This is a genomic window from Streptomyces sp. NPDC038707, from assembly GCF_040636485.1.
GTDB lineage: Bacteria > Actinomycetota > Actinomycetes > Streptomycetales > Streptomycetaceae > Streptomyces.
On sequence record NZ_JBEZUP010000046.1, the window covers coordinates 1 to 13,812 of the forward strand.

Genomic DNA, 13,812 nt, shown 5'->3' on the forward strand with positions numbered 1-13,812 from the left:
GTGCACGGCACCCATGCCGTCCTCGGTGCTGTGGTGGACGCGGTAGCACACCGCGTACTCCCTGGGTGCGTAGCCGTGGACGAGGTGGAGGGAGACCCGCCGGGTCCGGCACGCTCCCCGTACCGCCCGCGGACCCCACCGGTGCCGTCCACCGGGGCACGGGTCCCGCTCGGGGGCAGGCGGAGCCACGCTCCCTGCCCCGGCGTCTCACTCGCCGGTCACCATGGCTGCCCGCCGTGGTACCGCACGTCCGCCTCGCCGTACGACTCCCCGGAGTGTTGTGCGGCGAGGCGGACGTGCGCGTAGCGCCGTCTCGTCGCGGAGGCGGCCCGGTGTGGCCGACTGGCCGGGGGTGTGCGGCGCGCACAGTACGCGGGCGGACCCTGACGCGCGCCGGCACGCCGAAGCGAGCCGCGGTTGCTTTCCGTGGTGAGTTGTGCGTGAACTGCCGGGGTTGTGCCGCACCTTCATCCCTGGGGGGCGTTTATGCCGTTCAGCCGGTTAGCCCACGCACGCCCGGTCATCACCGTTGGGTGAACGGACCCCGCAGGCCGGCGGACAGGGCCGTTCCACACCCGTTCGACCCGGAGGAGACGGGAGGAGGTGACGGACATGGAGAACCGCGAGGAGGCCTACGAGGCGCCGATGCTGAGCGAGGCCGGTGACTTCGCCGAGGTCACCCTCGGCTGGCCGTACGGCAACCGCTTCGACGGCGGTCTCCCGCCGTTCTGGCGCTGCCCCTACGGCGAATGAGCCCGGTGCTGTGAACCCCGGCGGGCGTGCGACGCGTGCCCGCCGGGCGTGAGGCCGCCCGACCTGCCCGTGCGAAGAAGGAGTTCCGTGGACGAATGGTGGGTGATGCTGCCGGACTCGCGGGCCGCCGCCGCTGTCGCGGGGCGGCTGTGCCGTGAGGGCGTGCGCTGCGTGCCGCACGCCTCGGGACGGCCGTGGCTGGTGGGCCGCTGGGACGCCCGGCGGGAGGTGTCGGCGCGGACGGGCGAGGCGCGCGTCATCGTCCTGGGACGGAGCGCCGCGCGGGCCGAGGTGTTACGGCGGCGGACCGAGCGGGTGCGCCTGCCCGCGGAGGCGGAACGGGCCGTGTCCGGTCTGGCGGGCAGCTTCCACGTGCTGGCATCGGTGGGCGGCCGGGTGTGGGCGCGCGGTACGGCATCGGCCGTGTGCCGTGTCTTCACCGCACATGTCGACGGGGTGCCGGTGGCGGCCGGCCGCGCCGATGTGCTGGCCGCCCTGTCGGGCGCGGATCCCGACCCCGAGACGCTGGCCGTGCGGCTCCTGTACCCGCCGGTGACGTCCACGCTCCTCGCCGACCGGACCTACTGGCGGAACGTGCGTGCCGTACCCCCGCACGAGGCGCTGGTGCGGGAGCGCGACGGGCGCCGGGGCCCCACGGCCCGCTGGCGGCAGCCCCCCGAACCGCACCTGTCCCTGACGGAGGCCGCCGCGGCGGTGCGTACGGCACTGACGGACACGGTCGGCACCTGTACTGCCGACGGCGGCACGGTGAGCGCCGACCTCTCCGGAGGGCTGGACTCCACGAGCCTGCGCTTCCTGGCCGCCGGGGCAGCCGGCCACCTGGTCACCGTGCACTGGGAAGGACAGGACCTCGTCGGCCCCACGAACTCCGTGCTGCCGCTCCTGCAACCCCTGCTGTTCCCGCTCGCCTTCGGCGGCGGCCTGTCCGCGCTCGTCCCCGACGCCGCGCTCGGCGGCCAGTACCGGGCCTTCCTCTATCCCGGCATCCTGCTCATGGCCGTCCAGGCACCGGCCGTCAGCGTCGGCTTCCGGCTGATCACCGACCGGTACAGCGGCATCGTCCGGGAACTGCTCGTCACCCCCGCCCGCCGGTCGAGCCTGCTGTGCGGGATCTGCCTCGGCGGCTGTGCCACGGCCACGGTCCAGGGCGCCGTCCTGCTCGCCCTGGCACCGGCCGGCGGGCTGCCCTACCGGCCCCTGCTGCTGGGCGGCCTCCTCGCGGAACTGGCCCTGACCGCCTTCGCGCCGACCGCGCTCACCCTCGTGCCGGCCGTACTCACCCGGCGGCCCGAGACCTTCACCACGCTCCTGGCCCTGACCAGCGCGCCGCTCCTCTTCGGATCGGGCGCGCTGGTCCCCCTCTCCACCCTGCCGTCCTGGGTGACCTCCGCGGCCGCCCTCAACCCGCTCGCCTACGCCGCCGACATCCTGCGCCGCACCGCCCGCCCCAGTGCCGCGGCCGGCGTCCGCTGGGGTGCCTGGCAGCCGCCGCCGGTCATCGAGGCGGGTGTCCTCCTGCTGACTGCGGTCACCGCCTTGCTCTGGGCCGCCCGCGGTTTCGGCCGCGCCGACGACCTGACGTGACGGCCCGGGTCATGTCCTGCCGGCCCGGCGGGGGAGTGGCCGCACCGGCCGTCGCGTGCACCGTGTCCGCGCCCGTGACGGCCTCGCCCTCGTGCGCCCGCCATCGTGGGCTCAACCGGCAGCCGTGGCGACCGGGTTCAGCAGTGCGGGCGCGTACGCGTGATCACCCAGGGCGCGGTGGACGAGTTCGAGAACCATGGTGACGACCCGGCGCTCATCGACGCCGGGGCCCTCGCCGTCCTGGCCGATGAGGTCGTCCAGCAGGCCGTCGGCCGCGTGGTAGGCCATGCGGAACGCCACGCGGGTGTCGGCGGCCCGGAACGCGCCGGCGTCCGTGCCCTCTTCGACGAACGCGCACATCAGGTCGATGACCCGTTGGTTGGCCTGCCGGCACAGTTCCAGGGCCTTGGCGTTGGCCGAGCCGTAGACGATCCGGTGCAGTTCGGCGTTCTCGACGGCGTGCCGGACGAGGGCGCTCATCACCCGGTCGATGGTGGGCCACCAGTCGTCGCTCTCGTCCAGGATCTCCTGCGCGGTGGAGACGATGCCGTCGACATAACGCTCCCACAGTGCGCCGAGCAGGTGGTCCTTGGACTCGAAGTACAGGTAGAAGGTGCCCTTGCCGATCTCGGCCGCGTCCGCGAGCTCGGAGATGGTGGCGCGCTCGAAGCCCGTCGTGCCGAACACCCGTTGCCCTGCACGCAGGATGTCGTCCCTGCGGTCGTCGGGGCTCTTGGTGACTCGCTTCCTCCGCGTCGTCGCCGGCATGCCCACCTCCGTTCACGCGGTGTCGCGCAGCCCGATTCGGGTCCTCAATATAGCTGACCGACGGTCGGTCCCGTCCCCTTGACCGACCGTCGGTCACTTATTTGACTGACCGTCGGTCAAAACCGGCCGACGGGGCCGTGGCGACGCACCCGCGACTGAACCCGAGGACGACGCGATGACCACGCACGGACCGGCGGCCCCCGCCGGACCCGGGACCGCCACGCGGAGCCCGGCCCGTTTCCGGGCCACCGCCTGCACCTTGTTCCGCCTGCTGACCGGCACCAATCTGCCCACCCCTCTGTACCGCGGCGACCAGCAGGAGTTCGGCTTCTCCCCGCTCGTGGTCACGCTGGTCTTCGCGGTGTACGTGGCCGCGCTGATCCCCTCGTTGCTGATCGCCGGCCCACTGTCCGACTCCGTCGGGCGCCGCACCGTACTCCTGCCGGCCGTGGTGCTGGCCGCCCTCGGCTCGCTCGTCCTCGCCCTCGCCGACGGCGTCGGCCGGCTTATCGCCGCCCGCCTGCTCCAGGGCCTCGCCGTGGGGGCCGCCTCCGGTGCGCTCACGGCGGCACTGACCGAACTGGAGCCCGGCGGCGACCCGGGCCGGGCCGCACTGGTGTCGACGGTCGCCTCCGTCGGAGGCCTGGGGTGCGGACCCGCTGATCACCGGCCTGCCGGCCGAGTACGCCCCCTGGCCCTGCGTCCTGCCCTACGCCTCGGAGATCGCGCTGCTGATTCCCGCGGCCCTCGCCAAGGCCACCCTCCCCGCCACCCGGCCCACCGCCCGCTGGCGCCCGCGCCGCCCCACCGTCCCGCCCACCATGCGGAGGCTGTTCCTGGCCGGCGGCACGGCGAGCTTCCTCGCCTTCTCCGTGACCGGGATCTTCCTGAGCCTGGTGCCGGCCTACGTCACGAAACTCACCGGCAGCGGCAATCTCGCCCTGGCCGGCGGCGCCGTCACCCTGATGCTCGCTGTTCGGCACTCGCCCAGATCGCGGCGGCGGGGCGCAGGCCGGCCGGCGTCCAGGTCACCGGCCTGGTGCTGCTGGCCGTGGCCGGTGGCCTCTCCTCGCTGCCGCTGCCGCTGCCGCTGCTGCTGGCGGCCACCGTCATCGGCGGCGCCGGGCAGGGACTGACCTTCCTTGGCGCCGTCACCGAGATCAACCGGGCCGCCCCCCAGGGCCGCCACGCCGACGTGCTCTCCAGCTTCTACGTCGTCGTCTACCTCGGCGTGGGCATCCCCGTCGTCGGCGTCGGCTTCCTGGCCACGGCCACCGGGCTCCTGCCGGCCGTGCGGATCTTCACCGCACTGGTGGCCACCCTGTGCCTGTCGGCAGCGGCCGCCCTGTCGCGCCGGCGCCCGCATTGCAAAAAGGGCTGAAATTCGGTTGGGTCACGCCTCATGACTCGACACGTCAAGACATTCCAGGCCGTGGAGATCGGTGACGGCGGCGACGGGCGGTGGGCCGAGCGGGTCCGGCCGGCCATGGCGGGCGCGGCGGACTGGCTGACCGAGGAGGGCAGGACTCCCGAGGGCGCGGCCCGTGCCCGGCGGCTCTTCGAGGAGCACATGCCCGAACTCGTCCCGGCACTGGACCGGCTCGCCGGCCAACTGCCCTCACCCGAGGCCAGAACTCTTCTCACCTTGGCGGCGGTGCGGCCGTTCTTCTCCGGCTGCACGCAGATCGGCCGCCCCGGCACTCTGCTCAGGAACTACGACTACGCTCCCGAACACTGCGAAGGCACCATCGTCTCCTCCCGCTTCCTCCGCCCCGTGATCGGTATGCAGGAGGCCGGGTGGGGGCTGCTGGACGGCATGAACGACGCGGGCCTCGCGGTATCACTCACCTTCGGCGGGCGGTACGTCCACGGACGAGGATTCGCCATACCCCTGGTGCTGCGCTATCTGCTGGAGACCTGCGAAACCGTCGATGAGGCGCTGGAGAGACTGCGCACCCTCCCCATCGCGATTCCGCAGAACGTCACCCTCGTCGATCCGGACCGGACCGTGACGGTCCACACCGGACCCGACATCCCGCTGACCGAGACACAGGACTCGTGCGCGGCCAACCACCAGCACCTCCCGGTGCCGGACGAGCAGGAGCAGGTCACCCGCACCCAGGCGCGGCTGGCCGCGATACAGGCGGCGGGTGTCGATGTCGCGGCGATGCTGCGACCGCCGCTGTATCAGTGTGCCTACGACGACTGGCTGGGCACGGTGTACACGGCCCAGTACCGTGCCGACGAGGGCCGTGTGACCTACCACTGGCCCGGACAGAGCTGGGAGCACTCCTTCGACGGCTTCTCCCCGGGATCCCTCACCGTCACCCTGGGACTGTCCGGCGGGAGCGACGACAGCTGACGCCGGCACGGTGCCCGGTGCGACGGGCACCGTGCCGGCGCTCTCTTGAGGCGGTGTCAGCCTCAGACGTGGCCCTCCCGGACGAACTCCTCCAGGGAAACCGGCTTGACCTGCGGGTACTTGGCGTTGTCCAGGGTGTCGAACTTGGCCTTGCCCGTCACCATGCACCACTGGTACTGCAGACCCACGTAGTCGAACGGGTTCTGGGAAGCGGCGGCCCGGCGGGTGATCTCGGCGCGCAGTTCGTCGGCGGTGCCGAGGTTCTTCAGTTCGAGGGTGCGGCCGGTGGCCCGCTCCAGGGTCTGGTGGAACTGGCGCATCGACAGCACCTCTCCCGCGAACCGCTGGGTGCCCTTGGCCTCCGGGTCGAGGGCGACCGCGGCGGTGAAGGCGGCCGTGTCGGTGATCGAGGTGAGGTCCAGCGGCTGGTCGGCATCGCCCCAGTGGGAGACGGTGCCCGCCTCCCAGTCGACGATTCCCATGAAGCCGACCATGACCTCGTAGAAGGCGCCGTTGAGTACGGAGAGCACCTCCAGGCTCGTGTCGCCGTACGCGGCCGCGGCCTGCCGCCGCCAGCCGATCATGAAGTTGTCGTCGTCATCGAGCTTCGTGATGTCGACGGCGAAGTCGGACGGGACGAAGCGACGGGCACCGGCCCGCTCCGCGGCGCGCACCAGGTTCACCTGGCCGTCCACGATCAGGTCGGGTCCGCCCTGCACCGCCGAGATCACGGTCGTGGCATCCCCGACGGCGGCGGCCAGCTTCTCCACCGGATCGCTGAGGTCGCCCTCGACCAGCTCCAGGCCGCGGGCTTCCAGGGCCGTGAGCGCGGCCTTCTTGTCACCCTCGGTGCCCGGCCGGACCAGAGCACGCACGGCGGCACCCTGGTCGAGCAGGGCGGCGACGATCCGGCCGCCCAGCAGACCGGTGGCGCCGGCCACGAAAATCTTGGATGTGGTGGTCATGGTGTTGTTCTCCTCGGTAAGAACCGGACCGTTCCGGCCCGGACGGTAAGCAATCCACGGTGGACGAAAGGTGGTTCACGGGATGAGCAGGGTCTTGCCGACCGTGTCGCGCGACTCCACGGCGGCGTGGGCCTCGGCCGCGTGCTCCAGCGGGAAGCTCTGCCCGACGACCGCCTCTATCTCGCCGGCGACGGCCAGGTCCAGCACGCCGGTGACGAGTTCACGTGCGTGGGCGGGCCGGTTCCAGATGAGGCCCGCGCTGAAGCCGGTCAGGGTCAGCCCCCGGCCGAACAACTCCATGGGCTTCACGTCGAGCGGCTTCCCGCTGGAGGCACCGAACACCACCTGGCGTCCGGAGCCGGGGGTGAGCAGGGACAACGACTCGCGTCCGAGCTCGCCCCCGACGTGGTCGAAGACGACCTCGACGGCACCCTGCGCGACCTGGCGCACCTCTTCGGTCCAGCCGGCCGACGAGTAGTCGACGACATGATCGGCGCCCAGCTCCTTGACGAAGGCCAGCTTGTGCCAGCCGCGGGCCGTGCCGATCACCGTCGCACCGGCCCGCTTGAGCAACTGGACCAGGATCGTGCCGACGGCACCGGCCGCGGCGTGCACGAGGACCCGGTCGCCCGGGGTGACACGCGCCGCGTCGATGAGGCCGCGGGCGGTGGCTCCGTAGCGGTAGAGCGCGACGGCATCGCGGAATTCGAGCCCCTCCGGCACCGGGATGAGCGATTCGGCGGGGGTGAGGGCGAGTTCGGCGTAACCGCCGAGGCCCCCAGTGGTGGCGAGCACCCGGCTGCCGATGAGCGCCGGGTCGACCCCGGTGCCGACCTCGGCCACCTCGCCCGCGACCTCCTTGCCGAGGATCACGGGCAGGAGCGCGTCACCGATGGCCCCGCGCATCGCCCCCGAGCGGACCTGGGTCTCCAGGAACTGGATACCGACGGCAGCGACCTTGATCACCACCTCGCCCGGGCCGGGATAGGGGTCCGGCACCTCGGCCGGGGTCAGCCGGTCCGGTGGACCGAATTCTTTCAGCAGGACGGCACGCACCTGTCCTCACTCCTTAGTGGTGGATCGTGAACGGATCGCTGGTCCTCGACGACGGGGGCCGGGCGGAGGGCTGCCGGACCGGCCGCCGGCGCGCAGGAGGCGGCCGCCCGGGCCTCCCCCGGGGCTGCCTTCCTACGTGCCCTTTCTCTCGATCGCCTCGGCGAAGGCGGCCAGGTTCGCGGCCAGGCTCTTGATGTCCGCGGTGCTCCAGTCGTCCATCAGCTCGGCCACGATGTCGGCCCGCGCCTGCCAGAGCTTGCGGATGGCGAGCTTGCCCGCCCGGCTGACGCTGACCAGCTGGGCGCGGGCATCCGCCGGGTCCGGCTCGCGGACGATGAAGCCGCGCGCCTCCAGCCGCTTGGCGGGCGGCGTGAGCGTGGACTTGTCGACCTCCATCAGCTCCGCGAGGACCGACAGCCGTACCGGCGCGTGCTGGGAGATCTGGGCCAGCAACGTGTAGTCCCCGAGGGACAGTTCCAGGCCCGAGGCCGCCATGATGCGGCGCCGTGCCGCGGTGGAGAACATCCAGTTCCCCACCGTGGCGAGGGCTGCCGCCACCTCACCGGAAGCCTTGCGCTGTTCGTCCGGCCCGTCTGAGGAACCGGCAGACGTGCGTCCCATCACCGACACCACGATCCCGATTGATTGGTTGTGACCAACCAACTATTACTCCTGAGCGGGGCTTCCGGCAAGTCCGTACAGGTTCTCCGGGCAAGCGAGTTCGCCGGCCCGGGCGCCGAGTCGGTGAAGGAAGCCGGACGTCTGGCCCCGGGCCGGCGGGATCACGGCAGGGGAAGGGAGGGGAGAGCAGCCGGGCGGGGCGGGGATTTCGGGGCGGGAACGCCAAGCCCGGTCCGTGCTCGCCCGCAGCGGGGGCTCACTCTCGCGGACGGTGTGCGAGGGCTGGTTCCGTGCACAGCTCGCGCAGGGCGCCGGCGGACTCGGTCCAGGGCGCGGACGGGTCCGGCTCGTCCCGAGGTGCCCGAGGTGCCTGAGGTGCCTGAGGTGCCCGAGGTGCCCGAGGTGCCGGAGTGTGCGGCCGGAAGCCGGCAGGCCCCGGGTTGCCCCGGCCCGCCTCCGGCGGCGGCCCGACTCCGCCGCCGCAATGTCGCGCTGTGCCGGACGGCCACGGTGACCGGTGGGACCGAGCGACATGATCGTCATGTGGCCGCATTGCAGGACGGCCCGCTCGTGGGATCCGCGTGTCGCGTCCGTCATGCCCGCGCCGCCCCCCGGCAGTGGAGCCAGTGGGCGGCGCGGGGGTGAAGGGTCAGCCGATGTGCCAGGTGAAGGTGCCGCCGTTGCCTGCGGCGACGGCGAACATCACGATCATGAGGAGGAGGTCGGCCACGCCGAGGCCGATGTCCCACTTCGCCATCGCGGAACCGGTTCGCCGCAGGGCCACGGCGCCGAAGATGATGGCCAGCGGCCCCAGGATGATCGGCAGGAGGAACAGGCCGACGATGCCGCAGACCAGCCCCGCGATCGCCAGACCACTGGTCCGGCTCGTCTTGTGGGTGCCCGCGCTGTAGGACGACATCACTTATCTCCCTAACCGTCGTTACTGTCTTCTTTCAACTCCTTCGGTTCCCTTCTGGTTGCCCGTCACGGCCGGGTCATGCCTGGCGGAGGAGCACACAAATCGTGCTGGGCAAAGCGGAGTTGGCGAGTCCATGTGGCCATGTGCCGGGGTGCGTCCGTGTTCGCCTCCGGAACCGGTGGCACCCCCGACGGTCGTCGCGTTTCGCGCGCGAAGGGGTCAGACGCGGTCCGAGGACGGGTCCGGAGCCGTCGGTGTCCGTCGCCGCACCGCGCCCTCGCCGCGGCCGTGCCGCCGGGCGTCGGGCACGCGGGTGTCAGCGGCCGCCGCCGTACGGGCAGTGGCCTGGTAGGAGGACAGCAGGCGGAGCTTCTCGTCGTTGTCGCTGCCGGGGTCGGCGTGGTAGACGACGAGAAGCAGACCGGCGGATCCGGACACCAGGAGCTTCTCCCGGTTCAGCGTGAGCGGGCCGACCTGCGGATGGTCGAGCGTGACGGACGCGCCCTCGCGGGCGTGGACGTCATGGCGGGCCCACAGCCGGCGGAAGCGGTCGCTCGCCAGCGAGAGCTCGCCCACCAGCTCGATGAACCGCGGATCGTCGATGTCCGTGCCGACCGACTCGCGGAACCCGGCGACCAGGGCGGCGGTGGCCTCCTCCCAGGCCGGGTAGAGGGCCCGCTCGGCCGGATCGAGGAACACGTCGCGCAGACGATTGCGGCCGGCGGCCAGGCGGGGCGAGAGCGCCGTCGCCGGCGCGTTCGCCGCCAGGACGTCGAAGCAGCGGCCTTCGAGGAAGGCCGGCTGCGGCAGCGAGTCCAGGAGCCCCCGGATCCCGGCGGGCACGGCCTCCTTGCGGGGCCGGCGACGGGCGCGGCGAGGCCGGTCGGAACCCAGGCCGAGCAGATAGGCCGTAGCGGCGTCATCGAGCTGGAGCACACGGGCGAGCGATTCGAGGACCTGGACGGACGGGTTGCGGTCACGGCCCTGTTCGAGGCGCAGGTAATAGTCGGCACTGATGCCGGCGAGCATCGCGACCTCCTCGCGGCGCAGACCGGGAACGCGACGGACGCCGAGCTGGGGCAGGCCGGCACTCTCCGGCGTGACGAGTTCGCGACGGGCCCGCAGATACGCGCCGAGCATGTTCGTGTCACGGGTCATGACGGGAGCGTAGGCGGATCCCCGGCCCCTTGCCTGGTCCTGTCACCCCCAGGATCACGGGGGCCCTGTTCCGCCGCCGGGCCCGGGCGAACCATCGACCCGGAACTGGTTCGGCAAGAGAGGACACACCGGACATGACCGTGACACTCGTCACCGGAGCGAACAAGGGAATCGGACGCGAGACCGCCCGCCGGCTGATCGGGGAAGGGCACACCGTCTACATCGGGGCGCGCAGCCCGGAGCGCGGGCAGGCGGCGGCGGCCGAGCTGGGGGCCCGGTCCGTACGGCTCGACGTCACCGACGACGCGTCGGTCCGGGCCGCCCTGCGCGTGATCGAGGAGCGCGAGGGCCGCCTCGACGTCCTGGTCAACAACGCGGGCATCGCGGACCACACCCTCGGCGCCGACGGAGTCACCGCCGCGGGCGCGCAGGCCGTGTTCGAGACCAACGTCATCGGTGTCGTCCGGGTCACCCAGGCCGCGCTCCCGCTGCTGCGCGCCTCGGACAACCCGGTCGTGGTGAACGTCTCCAGCGCACTCGGCTCGTTCTGGGCGGTCACCAACCCCGAGCGCCGCCAGTCGCGTTACGCCTTCATCGTGTACGGGGCGAGCAAGGCGGCCGTGTCCATGCTCACCGTCCAGTACGCCAAGGCGCTGCCCGGGTTCAAGGTCAACGCCGTCGAACCCGGTTTCACCGCCACCGATTTCACCGCGGACTTCCCGGGCGGGCGTCCGGTGGAGGAGAGCGCCGAAGTCGTCGTTCGCATGGCGACCCTCGGCAAGGACGGTCCCACCGGCACGTTCCAGGAGGACGACGCCGAGTTGCCCTGGTAGACGGCGGCGACGCCGGGGGCGGGCGGGAAACGCCCTCGGCGCGGGGCGGGGGCAGGCCGGCCGCGACGGGATCAGTGTGCCCGGCGGACGGCGGTGGTCGCCAGCGTGGTGCACCGCATGGTGAAGCGGCCCCCAGGGCGTCGATGGCGTCCCCGACCGCGTCCGGTACCGCGGTCAGCCGGCCGGGGCGGAGCCGGGCGGGGGACCGCGACCCGGACCCGCCGGCCACGGCCGCCGTCCACCGACTCGTGAGCACGGTGCTCGCCGGAGTCCAGCCACGGCCGCCATGGCGCACATGACATGCGGAGTCCGCTCGGCGGGGTCACGTGTGGCTCGGTGCCGGGACCGGTTCGGAGAGGGGAACCGGCGTACGGCGGGGGAGGAGCAGCGGGGTCGTCAGCACCAGCAGACCGGCCAGGCCGATGGCCGTACGCGGGCCGAGCAGGCCGCCCAGCACGCCCCAGACGGCCGTCAGAAGCGCGGTCGAGGACTTGGTCGTCACCGTCCAGGCGGACAGCGTGCGCGCGGCGCGGTCGGGCGCGGTGCGCTCGAGGCGGTAGGTGGCGTGGACGGGGTTGAACACCCCGCAGCAGAAGATCAGCCCCAGCTCGACGCCCATCACCAGCAGCAGGCCTCCCGTGCCGGGCCCCACGAGGACGAGACCGACGGGCCAGAGCGCGCGCAGGGCACCGGACACGACCAGCACCCGGTGCTGCCCGAACCGGGCGACCAGCGGCCGGGCCAGCCGGGAGCCGACGAGTCCGCCGACGGAGGGCGCGGCGAAGGCGAGGCCGTACTGCCACGGCGCGTATCCGAACCGGCCCAGCAGCAGCACGGCCAGCAGCGGCTCGACGGCCATCACCAGGCCGTTGAACAGGGCCGCGTTGAAGAACAACGGGCGCAGCGCCGCGTCGCCGAGGATGTACCGCCAGCCGTCGAGCAGGTCCCCGGCCCGCATGCGCGAGGCCTGCCGGCGCCCGGGCCGCGCCTCGTGCCCGGCCGCGGCGGGCCGTGCCCCGCCTCCGTCCGCCGGGGACCGCGTGTCGCCACCGGCCGCGGCGCCGGGCGCCCGGTGTCCGCCCAGGGCGGGCCGCGTCCCGCCGTGGCCCATCGCGCGGATGCCCAGAGCCGAGAGCAGATAGCTGACCGCGTCGGCCACCACCGTCGCCACCGGGCCGAGGAACCCGATCGCCGCGCCGCCCAGCGGCGGGCCGACGATCGTGGTGGTCCAGGCCGTCGCCTCGAACCGGGCGTTGGCGACGAGCAGGTCCTCGCCCCCCAGGAGCGTCTTCAGATACGCGCCCGAGGCGGCGCGGAAGGCGATGTCGGCCGCCGCGACGACGACCGAGACCAGCAGGAGCTGAGGGAAGGTGAGGACACCGAACGCGAACGCGACCGGGACCGTCAACAGCGCCGCGCACCGCACCAGGTCCATCCCGATCAGCACCGGCCGCTTGCGGCGGAACTCCATCCACGGACCGAGCGGCACCGCCACGGCCGCACCGACCGCGGCCCCCACGGAGGACAGCGCGGCGACCTCGGCCGGTCCCGCGTCCAGTACCTGGACGGCGATCAGCGGAAACGCGCCGAAGGCGAGCCAGGTGCCGAGCGCGCTGCTCCCGTACGCCGCCCAGAGCCACCCGAAGCGCCGCCCCAGCCGGTGTCCGGGCGGTCGTCCCCACCCGTGCCCGCTCCTCATACCCGCGTCCCCTCGCCTGCGCACAACCGATCCGCGACCGGAAGCATCAAAGCGAGCGAAGGGCCCGGGGATCAAACAACCGCGGAGCCCGACACCACAACCGATGGTTGTGGTCCTAGGGTGTCGGCATGGACATCGAGACCGTCCGGACCTTCGTCGTCGCCGCCGACGCGGGGCAGTTCCAGGGGGCCGCCGCCGAGCTGTCGCTCACCCAGCAGGCCGTCTCCAAGCGCATCGCAGCTCTGGAACGCGACCTCGGCGTGCGGCTGTTCACCCGTACCCCGCGCGGTGCCGGACTCACCATCGACGGGCAGGCGTTCCTGCCCCACGCGCGCGAGCTGCTGCGCATCGCCGAGCGCGCGGTCACCTCCGTACGCACCGGCCGGCGTCCGCTGCGCGTCGATGTGATCGCCTCGCGCGCCGCGCCGTCCGGCCTGATGCGCGACTTCCATCGCGCGCACCCCGGGACCGAGCTCGACGTCGTGTGGCTGTTCGACATCGAGGCGGCCGTCACCGCTCTCCGGTCCGGCGAGATCGACGCCTCCTTCCGCGCCGTGGCCGCGCCCGGCCGGCCCCTTCCCGAGGACATCGAGTCCGTGCGGGTGCTCGACGAACCGCTCCAGCTCCTCACCGGCCCCGCCCATGCCCTGGCGGGCGCCCGGTCCGTGCGCCTCGCGCAGCTCGCCGGACACCGCATCTGGATGCCCGGCGTCGTCCCCGGCACCGAGTGGGCCGCCTACTACGACGACCTGGTGGCCGAGTTCGGGCTCACCCTGGAGGCGACCGGCCCCAACTTCGGCTCGGACGCGCTCCTCGACACCGTCGCCGACACCCCGGCCCTGGCCACCTTCATGGGCGAGGGGACACGCCTCGTCTGGCCCGCCGGACACGGACTGCGCCGCATCCCCGTGACCGACCCGACGCCCGTCTACCCGCACTCCCTCCTCTGGCACCGCGACAACCCCCACCCGGCGCTGGCCACGCTCCGCGCCCACCTCGCCGCCACAGCGACCCGCCACGACGCCGCCGGGACCTGGACCCCGGGCTGGGTACTACGGCACTGACAGCAGCGC

At 72.8% G+C, this 13,812-nt stretch carries 14 protein-coding genes; 6 read left to right on the forward strand and 8 right to left on the reverse strand.

Translation table 11 applies throughout. The features are described 5' to 3' along the window. Positions 1–189 (reverse strand): hypothetical protein (locus AB0E62_RS36230; protein ID WP_362204065.1); only part of this gene is annotated, 189 nt, incomplete at its 3' end. A 423-nt stretch (positions 190–612) separates the two neighbouring features. Between AB0E62_RS36230 and AB0E62_RS36235 the strand changes: the two genes are divergently transcribed. Beyond that, on the forward strand, positions 613–753 hold the full coding sequence (locus AB0E62_RS36235; RefSeq protein WP_362204206.1) for a keywimysin-related RiPP: 141 nt from the start codon (positions 613–615) through the stop codon (positions 751–753). Positions 754–840: 87 nt separating this feature from the next. Continuing rightward, positions 841–2,358 (forward strand): ABC transporter permease, encoded by a 1,518-nt coding sequence (locus tag AB0E62_RS36240; RefSeq protein WP_362204068.1) that lies wholly within the window; start codon positions 841–843, stop codon positions 2,356–2,358. A 111-nt stretch (positions 2,359–2,469) separates the two neighbouring features. Here AB0E62_RS36240 and AB0E62_RS36245 read toward each other — a convergent pair whose 3' ends face one another. Continuing rightward, positions 2,470–3,126 carry a TetR/AcrR family transcriptional regulator gene (locus AB0E62_RS36245; RefSeq protein ID WP_362204071.1) on the reverse strand — a complete coding sequence of 219 codons (657 nt, stop codon included), beginning with the start codon at positions 3,124–3,126 and terminating at the stop codon, positions 2,470–2,472. 175 nt (positions 3,127–3,301) lie between these two features. On the opposite strand from AB0E62_RS36245, the gene AB0E62_RS36250 reads away from it, so the two are divergent. Then, the gene (locus AB0E62_RS36250) at positions 3,302–4,507 is read left to right on the forward strand and encodes an MFS transporter (RefSeq protein WP_362204074.1); all 1,206 of its coding nucleotides are present in this window, start codon (positions 3,302–3,304) and stop codon (positions 4,505–4,507) included. A 21-nt stretch (positions 4,508–4,528) separates the two neighbouring features. Further along, entirely contained in the window at positions 4,529–5,488 is a 960-nt protein-coding gene (locus AB0E62_RS36255; RefSeq protein ID WP_362204077.1) for a C45 family peptidase, read from the forward strand. A gap of 62 nt (positions 5,489–5,550) precedes the next feature. On the opposite strand, the gene AB0E62_RS36260 is transcribed toward AB0E62_RS36255, so the two are convergent. From AB0E62_RS36260 to AB0E62_RS36280, 5 genes are all read right to left on the reverse strand, one after another. Then, the gene (locus tag AB0E62_RS36260) at positions 5,551–6,453 is read right to left on the reverse strand and encodes an NmrA family NAD(P)-binding protein (protein ID WP_362204080.1); all 903 of its coding nucleotides are present in this window, start codon (positions 6,451–6,453) and stop codon (positions 5,551–5,553) included. 75 nt (positions 6,454–6,528) lie between these two features. Further along, positions 6,529–7,509, reverse strand: coding sequence for a zinc-binding dehydrogenase (locus tag AB0E62_RS36265; RefSeq protein WP_362204082.1), 981 nt, complete (start codon positions 7,507–7,509; stop codon positions 6,529–6,531). A 132-nt stretch (positions 7,510–7,641) separates the two neighbouring features. Beyond that, a complete protein-coding gene (locus AB0E62_RS36270; protein ID WP_362204085.1) occupies positions 7,642–8,130 on the reverse strand; it encodes a MarR family transcriptional regulator in 489 nt (162 codons plus the stop codon). A gap of 649 nt (positions 8,131–8,779) precedes the next feature. Further along, positions 8,780–9,049 carry a DUF4190 domain-containing protein gene (locus tag AB0E62_RS36275; RefSeq protein WP_362204088.1) on the reverse strand — a complete coding sequence of 90 codons (270 nt, stop codon included), beginning with the start codon at positions 9,047–9,049 and terminating at the stop codon, positions 8,780–8,782. A gap of 219 nt (positions 9,050–9,268) precedes the next feature. Then, entirely contained in the window at positions 9,269–10,207 is a 939-nt protein-coding gene (locus AB0E62_RS36280; protein ID WP_362204091.1) for a helix-turn-helix transcriptional regulator, read from the reverse strand. 134 nt (positions 10,208–10,341) lie between these two features. Between AB0E62_RS36280 and AB0E62_RS36285 the strand changes: the two genes are divergently transcribed. Continuing rightward, positions 10,342–11,040 (forward strand): SDR family NAD(P)-dependent oxidoreductase, encoded by a 699-nt coding sequence (locus AB0E62_RS36285; RefSeq protein ID WP_362204094.1) that lies wholly within the window; start codon positions 10,342–10,344, stop codon positions 11,038–11,040. A gap of 322 nt (positions 11,041–11,362) precedes the next feature. Here the strand turns inward: AB0E62_RS36285 and AB0E62_RS36290 are convergent, their stop codons facing one another. After that, positions 11,363–12,739: an MFS transporter gene (locus AB0E62_RS36290; RefSeq protein ID WP_362204097.1), complete on the reverse strand. Its 1,377-nt coding sequence runs from the start codon at positions 12,737–12,739 to the stop codon at positions 11,363–11,365. 128 nt (positions 12,740–12,867) lie between these two features. Between AB0E62_RS36290 and AB0E62_RS36295 the strand changes: the two genes are divergently transcribed. Continuing rightward, positions 12,868–13,803 carry a LysR family transcriptional regulator gene (locus AB0E62_RS36295; RefSeq protein WP_362204100.1) on the forward strand — a complete coding sequence of 312 codons (936 nt, stop codon included), beginning with the start codon at positions 12,868–12,870 and terminating at the stop codon, positions 13,801–13,803. The last annotated feature ends 9 nt before the right edge of the window (positions 13,804–13,812 follow it).